The following is a 13149-nucleotide window of genomic DNA, read 5'->3' as shown; positions in this document are numbered from 1 at the left end:
TTCCCGCCAACTCAACACTCCTTTGATCCGGCAACAGCATTTACCCCAATTGGGGTATGCACCTCTAACACATCCTGAAATATCTTACGGCTAAAAATAACTACTCATAAATAGTGCAGTTTTTTTATGTCGTTCAACCCGCCGAGGGAGGGCGTCATTATGGAAGGACAATGTCATGGTTGATTTATCCCGTCGAGGCATGTTGACAGGCAGTTGGCGAAACGCCAGTGCAGGGATCCGTCCGCCGTGGAGCAAGGAAGACTCTCACTTTCTGGCCCATTGCCTCCGTTGTGACGCCTGCATCCAGGCGTGCGAAACCGACATCCTGCAGCGAGGCCAGGGTGGTTACCCGAGCGTAAATTTCAAACACGGCGAGTGCAGCTTTTGCTATGCCTGCGCAGAAGCCTGTCCCGAATCACTTTTTCTTCCGCGCCACACCAGGGCATGGGATCTGAACTTTGCGATTGGGGAAAACTGTCTCGCACATCAGTCCGTTGAATGTCACCGCTGTCAGGATAGCTGTGAGCCCATGGCAATAACCTTTCGCCCCACGCTGTCCGGCATTTATCAGCCGCAGCTCGACAATCAGGACTGTAACGGATGTGGCGCCTGTGTCGCTATCTGCCCGGTATCAGCCATTAACGCGGAGTACAACCATGGACAATAACTGGCAGGTCTGCAGCCTGGTCGTTCAGGCCAAAAGCCAGCATATCAACGATATCGCCACGCAGTTGCGTTCCTTTCCCGGTTGCGAAGTTGCCCTCAGCGATGTGGAAAGTGGTCAGTTGATTGTGGTGGTGGAAGCTGAGCAAAGTGAAACGCTAATGAAAACAATTGAGTCAGTGCGCAACGTTGCGGGCGTGCTGGCGGTGTCGCTGGTTTATCACCAGCAGGATGAGCAAGGTGAGGAAACACCATGAAACTCAGTCGTCGTAGCTTTATGAAAGCTAACGCCGTTGCGGCCGCTGCGGCGGCTGCCGGGTTAAGCGTGCCGGGCGTTGCCCGCGCGGTAGTCGGTCAGCAAGAAGCCATCAAATGGGACAAAGCCCCGTGCCGTTTTTGCGGGACGGGCTGCGGCGTATTGGTCGGAACGCAGCAAGGGCGTGTTGTGGCATGCCAGGGCGATCCGGATGCGCCGGTTAACCGTGGGCTTAACTGCATCAAAGGTTACTTCCTGCCGAAAATCATGTACGGAAAAGACCGTTTAACGCAGCCGATGCTGCGCATGAAAGACGGCAAATATCACAAAGAAGGTGAGTTCACCCCGATTAGCTGGGACCAGGCTTTTGACGTGATGGAAGAGAAATTCAAAACGTCGATGAAAGAGAAAGGCCCGGAATCTATCGGCATGTTCGGCTCTGGCCAGTGGACGATTTGGGAAGGTTATGCCGCTGCCAAATTGTTTAAAGCGGGTTTCCGTTCCAATAACATCGACCCGAACGCACGTCACTGCATGGCCTCAGCGGTAGTCGGCTTTATGCGTACCTTCGGTATGGATGAACCGATGGGCTGCTATGACGATATCGAACATGCAGACGCCTTCGTCCTGTGGGGCGCGAATATGGCAGAGATGCACCCGATCCTGTGGTCGCGCATCACCAACCGTCGTCTGTCCGATCCTAACGTCAACGTCGCGGTTCTCTCCACTTTCCAGCACCGCAGCTTTGAGCTGGCGGATAACGGTATGGTCTTCACGCCGCAAACCGATCTGGTGATCCTCAACTACATCGCGAACTACATCATTCAAAACAATGCGATTAACCAGGATTTCTTTAGCAAGCACGTCAACCTGCGTAAAGGCGTGACGGACATCGGCTACGGTCTGCGTCCGACCCATCCGCTGGAAAAAACGGCGAAAAACCCGGGATCCGATGCCTCTGAACCGATGAGCTTTGAGGATTACAAAGCCTTCGTTGCTGAGTACACGCTGGATAAAACCGCCGAAATGACCGGCGTACCAAAAGATCAACTGGAACAACTGGCGCAGCTGTATGCCGATCCGAAGAAAAAAGTCATCTCCTACTGGACGATGGGCTTTAACCAGCACACCCGCGGTGTATGGGCCAACAACCTGGTCTATAACCTGCACTTGCTGACTGGCAAAATCTCCCAGCCAGGCTGCGGCCCGTTCTCTCTGACCGGCCAGCCTTCCGCCTGCGGCACCGCGCGTGAAGTCGGTACATTCTCCCATCGTCTGCCTGCGGACATGGTGGTGACAAACGAAAAACACCGCGATATCTGCGAGAAGCACTGGAATATTCCGTCAGGGACCATTCCGGCAAAAATCGGTCTGCACGCCGTGGCGCAAGACCGCGCGCTGAAAGATGGCAAGCTCAATGTCTACTGGGCGATGTGTACAAACAACATGCAGGCTGGTCCGAACATCAATGAGGAGCGTATGCCGGGCTGGCGCGATCCGCGTAACTTCATCATCGTCTCCGATCCGTACCCGACGGTCAGCGCCTTGTCTGCTGACCTGATCCTGCCGACTGCGATGTGGGTAGAGAAAGAGGGTGCCTACGGTAACGCTGAACGCCGTACACAGTTCTGGCGTCAGCAGATTAAAGCACCGGGCGAATCGAAGTCGGATCTGTGGCAACTGGTGCAGTTCTCTCGTCGCTTCAAAACAGAAGAAGTGTGGCCCGAAGAGCTGCTGGCACAAAAGCCGGAGCTGCGTGGCAAAACGCTGTATGACGTGCTGTTTGCCACGCCAGCAGTGACAAAATTCCCGGTGACTGAACTGGCTGAAGATCAACTGAATGATGAATCCCGCGAGCTGGGCTTCTATCTGCAAAAAGGGTTGTTCGAAGAGTACGCCTGGTTTGGTCGCGGCCACGGGCATGACCTTGCGCCATTTGACGATTACCACAAAGCCCGCGGTTTACGCTGGCCGGTCGTTGAAGGCAAAGAGACCCAGTGGCGCTACAGCGAAGGCAACGACCCTTACGTGAAAGCAGGTGAAAGCTACAAGTTCTACGGTAAACCGGACGGTAAAGCGGTTATCTTCGCGCTGCCGTTTGAGCCTGCTGCTGAAGCGCCGGATAAAGAATATGACCTGTGGCTATCCACCGGACGTGTTCTGGAACACTGGCATACCGGCAGTATGACGCGTCGTGTGCCTGAACTGCACCGCGCTTTCCCGGAAGCTGTGCTGTTCATCCACCCGCTGGATGCAAAAGCACGCGATCTGCGTCGTGGCGATAAGGTCAAAGTGATTTCCCGTCGTGGCGAAGTGATTTCGATTGTTGAAACACGCGGTCGTAACCGTCCGCCGCAGGGGCTGGTGTACATGCCGTTCTTCGACGCCGCACAGCTGGTGAACAACCTGACGCTGGATGCGACGGATCCGCTCTCAAAAGAGACGGATTTCAAGAAGTGCGCCGTGAAACTGGCGAAGGTGTAACGCGTTATGTCCCGGTCAGCAAAACCCCAAAATGGCCGCCGCCGCTTTCTGCGCGATATGGTTCGCGCAGCGGGCGGGCTGGCCGTCGTTGGCGTGGCGCTGGGGTTGCAACAACAAACCGCACGCGCAACCGGCGTGCGGTTGCGCCCGCCTGGTGCACTGAGCGAGGAGGCATTCGCCAGCGCCTGCGTACGTTGCGGTCAGTGCGTTCAGGCATGTCCGTATGACACGCTGAAGCTGGCGACGCTGGCCTCCGGGCTGGCGGCTGGTACGCCATATTTCATCGCCCGTGATATTCCCTGCGAAATGTGTGAGGACATTCCGTGCGCCAAAGTCTGCCCCAGCGGCGCGTTGGACAGAGAAATTGAATCCATTGACGATTCGCGTATGGGGCTGGCGGTACTGCTGGATCACGAAAACTGCCTCAACTATCAGGGATTACGCTGTGACGTTTGCTATCGCGAGTGCCCGAAAATCGATGAGGCGATCACCCTGGAGCTGGACCGTAACATGCGTACCGGCAAGCATGCGCGGTTTATTCCTACCGTGCACAGCGATGCCTGTACCGGCTGTGGGAAATGCGAAAAAGTCTGCGTACTGGAGCAGCCAGCAATAAAAGTGCTGCCGTTGTCGCTGGCGAAAGGGGAGTTAGGACACCATTACCGCTTCGGTTGGCTGGAGGGGAACAATGGCAAATCGTAAACGTGATGCCGGGCGTGAAGCGCAGGCAAAAAAAGGATGGTGGAGGAGTCATCGCTGGCTGCTGCTGCGTCGTCTGAGTCAGTTTCTGATACTGGCGATGTTCCTTAGCGGCCCGTGGCTAGGTGTTTGGATCCTGCATGGCAACTACAGTAGCAGCCTGTTGCTGGACGCTATCCCGTTCACCGATCCGCTGATTACTCTGCAAAGCCTGGCCAGTGGGCATCTGCCAGCGACGGTGGCATTAACGGGGGCAGCCATCATTACTGTGCTGTATGCCCTGGCCGGTAAGCGACTGTTTTGCAGTTGGGTTTGTCCCATGAACCCGGTCACCGATTTAGCCAGCTGGCTGCGCAGAAGGTTTGACCTGAATCAGTCCGCAACCCTGCCGCGCCATATACGGTACGTCCTGCTGGTAGTCATTCTGGTCGGTTCAGCGCTGACTGGTACGCTGCTGTGGGAGTGGATAAACCCGGTTTCTTTGCTGGGACGTAGCCTGGTAATGGGATTCGGTAGCGGAGCGTTGCTGATCCTCGCGCTGTTTTTATTTGATTTACTGGTCGTTGAGCATGGCTGGTGCGGGCATCTCTGCCCACTGGGTGCGCTGTATAGCGTGGTGGGAAGCAAAGGTGCATTAACCGTTTCGGCAAAAGAACGTAACAGATGTAACCGCTGTATGGATTGTTTTCATGTTTGCCCGGAACCGCATGTGCTACGTGCGCCGGTGCTGGATGAGCAAAGTCCGGTGCAGGTAACCAGTCGCGATTGCATGGCCTGCGGTCGCTGTGTGGATGTCTGTTCTGAGGATGTTTTTACAATAACAACACGATGGAGTTCGGGAGCGAAATCATGAAAAGCCATGACCTGATTAAAGCGCTGAGTCAATGGATGGCCGCGCTGGCCTTGCTAGTCAGTGGGGCAGTTTGGGCTGCAAACGGAGTGGATCTGAGCCAGTCACCGGAAGTCTCAGGAACACAGGAAGGGGCGATTCGCATGCCGAAAGAGCAAGTGCGTATGCCGCTGAACTATGTGAATCAGCCGCCGATGGTTCCGCACAGCGTTGAAGGATATCAGGTGACGACTAACACCAACCGCTGCCTGCAATGCCACGGTGTGGAAAGCTATCGTACCACCGGTGCGCCGCGCATCAGTCCGACGCACTTTATGGATAGCGACGGCAAGGTATTGGCTGAGGTTGCGCCGCGTCGTTATTTCTGTCTGCAATGTCACGTTCCGCAGGCTGACGCCGCGCCGATTGTTGAAAATACCTTCACCCCCTCGAAAGGTTACGGGAAATAAGAGGTCATTATGGAAAATTCTAACCGTAAACCAGGCTGGATTAAGCGCGTCTGGCAATGGTGGCGTCGCCCCAGCCGTCTGGCGCTCGGCACGCTGTTGTTAATCGGCTTTGTGGGCGGCATTATTTTCTGGGGCGGCTTTAATACCGGTATGGAAAAGGCCAATACAGAAGAGTTCTGCATTAGCTGTCACGAAATGCGCAATACGGTGTACCAGGAATACATGGAAACCGTACACTACAACAACCGCAGTGGTGTGCGAGCGACTTGCCCTGATTGCCACGTCCCACACGAGTGGGGCCCGAAAATGATCCGTAAGATCAAGGCCAGTAAAGAGCTGTACGCGAAAGCACTGGGGTTAATAGATACACCGCAGAAATTTGAAGATCATCGTTTAACGATGGCGCAAAATGAGTGGCGGCGTATGAAAGATAACAATTCGCAAGAGTGTCGAAACTGTCACAACTTCGAGTTTATGGATTTAACCGCCCAGAAAGGCGTCGCGGCCAAAATGCACGACCAGGCCGTGAAAGACGGGCAAACCTGTATTGACTGCCATAAAGGGATAGCGCACAAACTGCCTGATATGCGCGAAGTCAAACCGGGCTTTTAACAGGATGTAGATAACCAGGTATGCTTGAAGCCAGAGAATTACTTTGCGAGCGGGATGACAGAATACTGTTCAGCGAGTTGTCATTTCGCGTCAACGCAGGGGAATGGGTACAAATTACCGGCAGCAACGGCGCAGGGAAAACCACTCTGCTGCGGTTGCTTACCGGGCTGGCGCGTCCCGACGCAGGGGAGGTTTGCTGGCAAGAGCAACCGCTGCATCACGTGCGGGACAGCTACCATCAGCAACTACTGTGGATTGGACATCAGCCGGGGATAAAAACCCGGCTTTCGGCGTTGGAGAACCTGCGTTTCTTCCATCATGACGGCGACATCGCGCAGTGTCTGGCTGCGCTGGCGCAGGCGGGACTTGCCGGATATGAAGATATCCCAGTGAACCAACTTTCCGCCGGACAACAGCGGCGCGTGGCGCTGGCCCGTTTGTGGTTGACCCGCGCCCGACTGTGGATCCTCGATGAACCCTTTACCGCCATTGATGTGAACGGCGTTGAGCGACTGACTCAGCGTATGGCGCAGCATACGGAGCAGGGCGGTATTGTTATTCTCACCACCCACCAACCGCTCAATGTCGAGACCGATAAAGTGCGACGCATTGCGCTGACCAGTGAGAGGGCAACGCAATGATGTGGCGAATCTTTCGTTTAGAACTGCGAGTTGCGTTTCGTCATAGTGCGGAAATTGCTAATCCTTTATGGTTCTTCCTGATTGTTATTACGCTGTTCCCCCTGAGTATTGGGCCGGAGCCACAGCTGCTGGCGCGCATAGCGCCGGGCATCATCTGGGTTGCGGCGCTGCTGGCGTCATTGCTGGCGCTGGAACGCCTGTTTCGTGATGACTTACAGGATGGCAGCCTTGAGCAACTGATGCTGCTGCCGTTACCGCTACCGGCCGTGGTGCTGGCGAAAGTGATGGCGCACTGGGTCGTGACAGGTCTGCCGCTGCTGATCCTCTCGCCGCTGGTGGCGCTGTTGCTGGGCATGGATATGTACGGCTGGAAAATTATGGCGCTGACCTTGTTACTCGGAACGCCGACGCTGGGTTTTCTCGGCGCGCCGGGCGTAGGGTTGACGGTGGGCTTAAAGCGCGGTGGCGTGCTGTTAAGCGTGCTGGTACTCCCGCTCACCATACCCTTACTGATTTTTGCGACCGCCGCGATGGATGCGGCTTCTATGCACTTACCGGTTGAAGGGTACATGGCGATTCTGGGTGCGTTGCTGGTCGGCAGCGCCACGTTAAGCCCGTTTGCCACAGCCGCGGCGTTACGGATAAGCGTGCAGTAACGAGAATTAGATGTGCAGGCCGGGCAAGGCGCTCCGGCACAACGGATTTTAATTTATGGAGTCTGGTGACTGAACTATGTGGAAAACACTTCATCAATTGGCGATGCCCCCTCGGCTCTATCAGATCTGTGGCTGGTTTATCCCGTGGCTGGCGATTGCCAGCGCGGTGGTACTGATAACGGGATGGGTCTGGGGCTTTGGTTTTGCGCCTGCAGACTATCAGCAGGGGCAGAGCTATCGCATTATTTATCTGCACGTTCCGGCGGCAATCTGGTCGATGGGCATTTACGCCTCGATGGCCGTTGCCGCGTTTATCGGCCTGGTCTGGCAGATGAAAATGGCCAATCTGGCGCTGGCTGCGATGGCGCCGATTGGTGCAGTGTTTACCTTTATTGCGCTGGTGACAGGTTCCGCATGGGGCAAACCGATGTGGGGAACCTGGTGGGTTTGGGATGCCCGACTCACCTCTGAACTGGTGCTGCTGTTTCTCTACGTTGGCGCCATTGCGCTGTGGCATGCCTTTGATGACCGCCGTCTGGCAGGTCGTGCCGCCGGTATTCTGGTGCTGATTGGCGTGGTCAACTTACCGATTATCCACTACTCGGTTGAGTGGTGGAATACGCTGCATCAGGGTTCTACCCGCATGCAGCAAAGCATCGATCCGGCGATGCGTACGCCGCTGCGTCTGGCGATCGTCGGCTACCTGTTACTGTTTGTCACGCTGGCGCTGATGCGCATGCGTAACCTGATTTTGATGATGGAAAAACGCCGCCCGTGGGTGAGCGAACTGATCTTAAAAAGAGGCCGCCAATGACCCCTGCATTTGCATCATGGAGTGATTTTTTCGCGATGGGCGGCTACGCCTTGTATGTCTGGCTTGCCGTAGCGATGAGTGTTATCCCGCTGGTGGTGCTGGTAGTGCATTCCACGTTACAGCATCGCGCAATTTTACGCGGTGTAGCGCAGCAGCGGGCGAGAGAAGCACGTATGCGTGCGGCGCAAGTGCAACGGGAGGCGGCGTGAATATTCGACGTAAAAATCGGTTATGGATAGCCTGTGCGGTACTGGCGGGTCTGGCTTTGACCATTACGCTGGTGCTTTATGCGCTGCGTTCCAATATTGACCTGTTCTATACGCCGGGAGAGATACTCTACGGTAAGCGCGAAACGCAGCAGATGCCTGAAGTCGGTCAGCGTCTGCGCGTGGGCGGTATGGTGATGCCCGGTAGCGTAAAGCGCGATCCGCAGTCATTAAAGGTGAATTTCAGCATCTATGACGCCGAAGGTGTGGTGGATGTAACCTATGAAGGTATTCTGCCGGATCTTTTCCGCGAAGGGCAGGGTGTTGTTGTTCAGGGCGAACTGGACGAGGGAAATCATGTACAGGCCAAAGAGGTTCTGGCCAAACATGATGAAAATTACACCCCGCCGGAAGTTGAAAAAGCGATGCAGGAAAACCATCGTCGTCCGGAAAGCGTGTATAAGGATAAAACGTCATGATGCCTGAAATTGGCAATGCGCTGTTGTGCCTTGCGCTAGGCGTGGCGTTACTGCTGTCGGTCTATCCGCTGTGGGGCGTAGCGCGCGGCGATGTACGGATGATGGCTTCCGCGCGGCCCTTTGCCTGGGTGTTGTTTATCTGTGTGATGGGCGCATTCCTGATTCTGGTCAACGCCTTCGTGGTTAATGACTTTACCGTCACCTACGTCGCCAGCAACTCCAATACCCAGCTTCCGGTCTGGTATCGGGTGGCAGCAACCTGGGGCGCGCATGAAGGCTCTCTGCTGCTGTGGGTACTGCTGATGAGCGGCTGGACGTTCGCCGTTGCGGCATTCAGCCAGCGTATGCCGCTGGACATCGTCGCCCGCGTGCTGGCGGTGATGGGGATGGTCAGCGTTGGCTTTCTGCTGTTTATTCTGTTTACCTCCAATCCATTTGCCCGTACGTTGCCCAACTTCCCTATTGAAGGGCGCGACCTGAACCCGCTGTTGCAGGATCCGGGGCTGATTTTCCATCCGCCGTTGCTGTACATGGGGTATGTCGGTTTCTCCGTGGCCTTTGCGTTTGCGATTGCCGCGTTGATGAGTGGCCGACTGGACAGTACCTTCGCCCGTTTTTCGCGTCCGTGGACGCTGGCGGCGTGGGTGTTCCTGACGCTGGGTATTGTGCTCGGTTCCGCCTGGGCCTATTACGAGCTGGGCTGGGGCGGCTGGTGGTTCTGGGATCCAGTTGAAAATGCCTCGTTTATGCCATGGCTGGTGGGAACGGCGCTGATGCACTCGTTGTCGGTCACCGAACAGCGTGCCAGCTTTAAAGCCTGGACGCTGCTGCTGTCAATCTGCGCATTCTCGCTTTGCCTGTTGGGGACTTTCCTGGTGCGCTCCGGCGTGCTGGTGTCGGTGCATGCTTTTGCCTCCGATCCGTCGCGCGGGATGTTTATTCTGGCCTTTATGGTATTAGTGATTGGCGGCTCCCTGCTGCTGTTTGCGGTTCGCGGTCACAAGGTCCGCTCACGGGTAAATAACGCGCTGTGGTCGCGTGAATCTCTGCTGTTGGGCAACAACGTTCTGCTGATTGCCGCCATGCTGGTGGTGCTATTGGGTACGCTGCTGCCGTTGGTGCACAAACAGCTGGGGCTGGGCAGCATTTCGATTGGCGAGCCGTTCTTCAACACCATGTTTACCTGGCTGATGGCACCGTTCGCGCTGTTGCTGGGAATAGGGCCATTAGTGCGCTGGGGCCGTGACCGACCGCGTAAACTGAAAACGTTACTGATTATCGCGTTTGTCACCACGCTTGTTATGTCGCTGCTGCTGCCGTGGCTGTTTGAGGATCGCATTGCCGCTATGACGGTGGTGGGTCTGGCGATGGCATGCTGGATATTCGTGCTGGCGGTGTCCGAAGCGTTCCTGCGAGTTTCCCGCGGAACGAAGTTAACACCAAGCTATTGGGGCATGGTGTCGGGCCACGTTGGGCTGGCGATTACTATTGTCGGTATTGCCTTTAGCCAGAACTACAGTGTTGAACGCGATGTGCGCATGAAGGCAGGTGATAGCGTCAGTATCCATAACTATCAGTTCACGTTCCGCGAAGTGAAAGATATTACCGGACCTAACTACCGGGGCGGTGTCGCCATTATTGGCGTTACCCGAGATGGTAAACCAGAAGCCACGCTGCATGCGGAAAAACGCTTCTATAACAGCACCAGTTCGATGATGACTGAAGCGGCAATTGACGGCGGATTCACACGCGATCTGTACGCTGCGCTGGGTGAAGAACTGGATAACGGCGCATGGGCTGTGCGTCTGTACTACAAACCGTTTATTCGCTGGATTTGGGCCGGAGGATTGCTGATGGCGCTGGGCGGATTGTTCTGCCTGTTTGATCCACGCTATCGTCAGCGCACGCGTCCTCGTGCCGCGGTGCAAAAAAATGCGTCGGAGGCTGTATGAAGCGCAACGCACTGTTAATTCCGTTTATTATTTTTCTGATCATTGCGGCGGCGCTGCTGTGGCAGCTGGCGCGTAACGCTCAGGGGGACGATCCCACTAATCTGGAGTCGGCGCTGATCGGCAAACCCGTTCCGACATTCCGCCTGGAGTCGCTGGAAAATCCGGGGCAGCATTATCAGGCCGATGTGCTGACCCAGGGCAAACCGGTACTGCTGAACGTCTGGGCGACCTGGTGTCCGACCTGTCGCGCCGAACATCAGTACCTGAATCAGCTGTCTGCGCAGGGCGTGCGGGTGGTGGGGCTGAACTATAAAGACGATCGTCAGAAAGCCATTGTCTGGCTGAAAGAGCTGGGCAATCCTTACTCATTAAGCCTGTTTGACGGCGACGGTATGCTTGGTCTGGATCTTGGCGTGTACGGCGCGCCGGAGACGTTCCTGATCGACGGGAAAGGTATTATTCGCTATCGCCATGCCGGCGATTTGAATGCCAGGGTGTGGGAGAGCGAGATCAAACCGTTGTGGGATAAGTACAGTAAGGAGGCTGCGCAATGAGATTTTTACTGGGCCTGCTGATGCTGGTTATCTCGGGATCCGCCCTTGCGACCATCGATGTGATGCAGTTTAAGGATGAAGCGCAGGAGCAGCAGTTCCGTCAGCTTACCGAACAGTTGCGCTGTCCTAAATGTCAGAACAACAGTATTGCCGATTCTAACTCGATGATTGCCACCGACCTGCGTCAGAAAGTGTACGAACTGATGCAGGAAGGAAAAAGTCAGAAAGAGATTGTCGACTACATGGTGGCCCGCTACGGCAATTTCGTCACTTACGATCCGCCGTTGACGCCGCTTACTGTGCTTTTGTGGGTGATGCCGATGGTTGCGATTGGTCTGGGTGGCTGGATTATTTTCGCCCGTACTCGCCGACGTGTCCGGGTAAAACAGGAAGAGTTTCCTGATGACGTTATCCCGGATGGCAAACGCGGTGGGTTCGGGTTGTTTGTGCCCGGCATCGTGGTGGCGCTGGGGGTTGGCGCAGTGAGCTATTATGAAACCGGCAACTATAAGCAGGTTCAGGTCTGGCAACAGGCCACCGCTCAGGCACCTATGCTGCTGGAGCGGGCGTTGGATCCAAAAGCTGATCCGCTCAATGAAGAAGATATGACGCGTCTGGCGTTGGGTCTGCGCACTCGCTTACAAGCCGATCCTACCAACGTTGAAGGTTGGATCATGCTTGGGCGCATTGGCATGGTACTTGGTAACGCCAGTACGGCCACTGAAGCCTATGCCAATGCTTATCGACTGGATCCGAAAAACAGCGATGCTGCGCTGGGCTATGCGGAAGCGCTGACCCGTTCTTCCGATCCTGATGATAACCGTCGGGGAGGGGAGCTGCTACGCCAGTTGGTACGCGGCGAACATGCCAACGTGCGGGTTCTCAGCATGTATGCGTTTAACGCTTTTGAACAGCAGCGCTTTGGCGAGGCGGTTGCGGCGTGGGAGATGATGCTGAAATTATTACCGGCCAATGATACCCGTCGGGCGGTGATAGAACGCAGCATTAAGCAGGCGATGGAGCAGCTAACGCCGCAGGAGAAGTAAGAGTGGAAGATGCCGGATGGCGACGCAAAGCGTCTTATCCGGCCTACTGATGCACGTGGCTTGTAGGCCCGATAAGCGTAGCGCCATCGGGCAATATCTGATTACTGCATGCCGCGTGTTTGTAAAAATAGAATGGTGGCAGCTACACGAGAACGCACGTTGAGTTTGCGCAGCAGATTGCGAATATGCACCTTCACCGTCTGTTCAGAAATATTCAGCACTGATGCAATCTGTTTGTTCGATAGCCCCTGAGCAAGTTCATGTAACACATCCAGTTCGCGTTCGGTGAGAACGCTGAATGGGTCTTCCTGGGCGCCAAACAGGTCGCGCTCGCGCAAATATTCGCTGACGCGGGTACTAAAGGCTTTACCACCTTTGGCACCACTGCGAATAGCCTCCAGCAGGACTTCAGGATCGCTGTCTTTAAGCAAATAACCATCCGCACCGGCATCAATTAGAGCGTACACATCGTTGGCGGCATCCGATACGGTAAGAATAATAATTTGCGCGGTGACGCCATCCCGACGCAGCGCATTCAGGGTATCCAGTCCGCTCATCCCTTTCATATTGAGATCCAGTAGGATCACATCAAGGTCCAGGCGGTTTGCCAGGTCGATAGCGCTGGCGCCATCACCCGCTTCCGCGACTACGTTAAAGGCGGGATCAAGTTGCAATAATTGACTAATTCCTCGCCGCATCAGTGGGTGGTCGTCAACAATCAGCACCCGAAAAGGCGTTGCTTCAGGCATACTATTCTCCTGAGTTTTTATTAGTATCATTATTGTTTT

The 13149-nt window shown here is 55.4% G+C and carries 16 protein-coding genes; 15 read left to right on the top strand and 1 reads right to left on the bottom strand.

What is annotated here, in order from left to right:
* Nucleotides 1-175: 175 nt before the first annotated feature.
* The 15 genes from napF to G4551_RS15920 all read left to right on the top strand — a co-directional run bounded on the left by napF (nt 176) and on the right by G4551_RS15920 (nt 12361).
* Nucleotides 176-667 (top strand): ferredoxin-type protein NapF, encoded by a 492-nt coding sequence (gene napF, locus G4551_RS15990; RefSeq protein WP_003839435.1) that lies wholly within the window; start codon nt 176-178, stop codon nt 665-667.
* Complete coding sequence (gene napD, locus G4551_RS15985; RefSeq protein ID WP_003027560.1) at nt 657-920, top strand: chaperone NapD; 264 nt, start codon at nt 657-659, stop codon at nt 918-920. The genes napF and napD overlap by 11 nt, the downstream gene beginning before the upstream one ends.
* On the top strand, nt 917-3403 hold the full coding sequence (napA, locus tag G4551_RS15980; protein WP_003839438.1) for a nitrate reductase catalytic subunit NapA: 2487 nt from the start codon (nt 917-919) through the stop codon (nt 3401-3403). Before napD ends, napA begins: the two co-directional genes overlap by 4 nt.
* Nucleotides 3404-3409: 6 nt before the next feature.
* Nucleotides 3410-4105 carry a ferredoxin-type protein NapG gene (gene napG / locus G4551_RS15975; protein ID WP_003027555.1) on the top strand — a complete coding sequence of 232 codons (696 nt, stop codon included), beginning with the start codon at nt 3410-3412 and terminating at the stop codon, nt 4103-4105.
* On the top strand, nt 4092-4955 hold the full coding sequence (gene napH / locus G4551_RS15970) for a quinol dehydrogenase ferredoxin subunit NapH (protein WP_003839440.1): 864 nt from the start codon (nt 4092-4094) through the stop codon (nt 4953-4955). Before napG ends, napH begins: the two co-directional genes overlap by 14 nt.
* Nucleotides 4952-5401, top strand: coding sequence for a nitrate reductase cytochrome c-type subunit (napB, locus tag G4551_RS15965; RefSeq protein WP_003839442.1), 450 nt, complete (start codon nt 4952-4954; stop codon nt 5399-5401). Before napH ends, napB begins: the two co-directional genes overlap by 4 nt.
* 9 nt (nt 5402-5410) lie before the next feature.
* A complete protein-coding gene (napC, locus tag G4551_RS15960) occupies nt 5411-6013 on the top strand; it encodes a cytochrome c-type protein NapC (RefSeq protein ID WP_003027548.1) in 603 nt (200 codons plus the stop codon).
* A 20-nt stretch (nt 6014-6033) separates the two neighbouring features.
* Nucleotides 6034-6654 (top strand): cytochrome c biogenesis heme-transporting ATPase CcmA, encoded by a 621-nt coding sequence (gene ccmA / locus G4551_RS15955; protein WP_003027545.1) that lies wholly within the window; start codon nt 6034-6036, stop codon nt 6652-6654.
* On the top strand, nt 6651-7310 hold the full coding sequence (gene ccmB, locus G4551_RS15950; protein ID WP_003027542.1) for a heme exporter protein CcmB: 660 nt from the start codon (nt 6651-6653) through the stop codon (nt 7308-7310). The genes ccmA and ccmB overlap by 4 nt, the downstream gene beginning before the upstream one ends.
* A 76-nt stretch (nt 7311-7386) precedes the next feature.
* Entirely contained in the window at nt 7387-8124 is a 738-nt protein-coding gene (locus G4551_RS15945; protein WP_003027538.1) for a heme ABC transporter permease, read from the top strand.
* On the top strand, nt 8121-8333 hold the full coding sequence (gene ccmD / locus G4551_RS15940; protein WP_003027536.1) for a heme exporter protein CcmD: 213 nt from the start codon (nt 8121-8123) through the stop codon (nt 8331-8333). Before G4551_RS15945 ends, ccmD begins: the two co-directional genes overlap by 4 nt.
* Complete coding sequence (gene ccmE / locus G4551_RS15935; protein ID WP_003834619.1) at nt 8330-8809, top strand: cytochrome c maturation protein CcmE; 480 nt, start codon at nt 8330-8332, stop codon at nt 8807-8809. Before ccmD ends, ccmE begins: the two co-directional genes overlap by 4 nt.
* Nucleotides 8806-10761, top strand: a complete 1956-nt coding sequence (locus tag G4551_RS15930; protein ID WP_003839444.1) for a heme lyase CcmF/NrfE family subunit — start codon at nt 8806-8808, stop codon at nt 10759-10761. Before ccmE ends, G4551_RS15930 begins: the two co-directional genes overlap by 4 nt.
* Nucleotides 10758-11315, top strand: coding sequence for a thiol:disulfide interchange protein DsbE (dsbE, locus tag G4551_RS15925; RefSeq protein WP_003834613.1), 558 nt, complete (start codon nt 10758-10760; stop codon nt 11313-11315). The genes G4551_RS15930 and dsbE overlap by 4 nt, the downstream gene beginning before the upstream one ends.
* A complete protein-coding gene (locus G4551_RS15920; protein ID WP_003839446.1) occupies nt 11312-12361 on the top strand; it encodes a cytochrome c-type biogenesis protein CcmH in 1050 nt (349 codons plus the stop codon). The genes dsbE and G4551_RS15920 overlap by 4 nt, the downstream gene beginning before the upstream one ends.
* A gap of 101 nt (nt 12362-12462) precedes the next feature.
* Here the strand turns inward: G4551_RS15920 and narP are convergent, their stop codons facing one another.
* Nucleotides 12463-13110 (bottom strand): nitrate/nitrite response regulator protein NarP, encoded by a 648-nt coding sequence (gene narP, locus G4551_RS15915; RefSeq protein ID WP_003027518.1) that lies wholly within the window; start codon nt 13108-13110, stop codon nt 12463-12465.
* Between the last annotated feature and the right edge of the window lie 39 nt (nt 13111-13149).

The sequence above is a fragment of the Citrobacter freundii ATCC 8090 = MTCC 1658 = NBRC 12681 genome, from assembly GCF_011064845.1.
GTDB lineage: Bacteria > Pseudomonadota > Gammaproteobacteria > Enterobacterales > Enterobacteriaceae > Citrobacter > Citrobacter freundii.
This window is presented reverse-complemented; position numbering and strand designations above follow the sequence as displayed.

What these genes read in the sequence shown, in the direction of transcription:
- G4551_RS15945 (WP_003027538.1), top strand. Translation starts at nt 7,387, where the DNA reads ATGTGGAAAACACTTCATCAATTGGCGATGCCCCCTCGGCTCTATCAG.
- ccmA (WP_003027545.1), top strand. Translation starts at nt 6,034, where the DNA reads ATGCTTGAAGCCAGAGAATTACTTTGCGAGCGGGATGACAGAATACTG.
- G4551_RS15930 (WP_003839444.1), top strand. Translation starts at nt 8,806, where the DNA reads ATGATGCCTGAAATTGGCAATGCGCTGTTGTGCCTTGCGCTAGGCGTG.
- dsbE (WP_003834613.1), top strand. Translation starts at nt 10,758, where the DNA reads ATGAAGCGCAACGCACTGTTAATTCCGTTTATTATTTTTCTGATCATT.
- ccmB (WP_003027542.1), top strand. Translation starts at nt 6,651, where the DNA reads ATGATGTGGCGAATCTTTCGTTTAGAACTGCGAGTTGCGTTTCGTCAT.
- narP (WP_003027518.1), bottom strand. Translation starts at nt 13,110, where the DNA reads ATGCCTGAAGCAACGCCTTTTCGGGTGCTGATTGTTGACGACCACCCA.
- napD (WP_003027560.1), top strand. Translation starts at nt 657, where the DNA reads ATGGACAATAACTGGCAGGTCTGCAGCCTGGTCGTTCAGGCCAAAAGC.
- napF (WP_003839435.1), top strand. Translation starts at nt 176, where the DNA reads ATGGTTGATTTATCCCGTCGAGGCATGTTGACAGGCAGTTGGCGAAAC.
- napH (WP_003839440.1), top strand. Translation starts at nt 4,092, where the DNA reads ATGGCAAATCGTAAACGTGATGCCGGGCGTGAAGCGCAGGCAAAAAAA.
- ccmD (WP_003027536.1), top strand. Translation starts at nt 8,121, where the DNA reads ATGACCCCTGCATTTGCATCATGGAGTGATTTTTTCGCGATGGGCGGC.
- napA (WP_003839438.1), top strand. Translation starts at nt 917, where the DNA reads ATGAAACTCAGTCGTCGTAGCTTTATGAAAGCTAACGCCGTTGCGGCC.
- G4551_RS15920 (WP_003839446.1), top strand. Translation starts at nt 11,312, where the DNA reads ATGAGATTTTTACTGGGCCTGCTGATGCTGGTTATCTCGGGATCCGCC.
- napC (WP_003027548.1), top strand. Translation starts at nt 5,411, where the DNA reads ATGGAAAATTCTAACCGTAAACCAGGCTGGATTAAGCGCGTCTGGCAA.
- napB (WP_003839442.1), top strand. Translation starts at nt 4,952, where the DNA reads ATGAAAAGCCATGACCTGATTAAAGCGCTGAGTCAATGGATGGCCGCG.
- napG (WP_003027555.1), top strand. Translation starts at nt 3,410, where the DNA reads ATGTCCCGGTCAGCAAAACCCCAAAATGGCCGCCGCCGCTTTCTGCGC.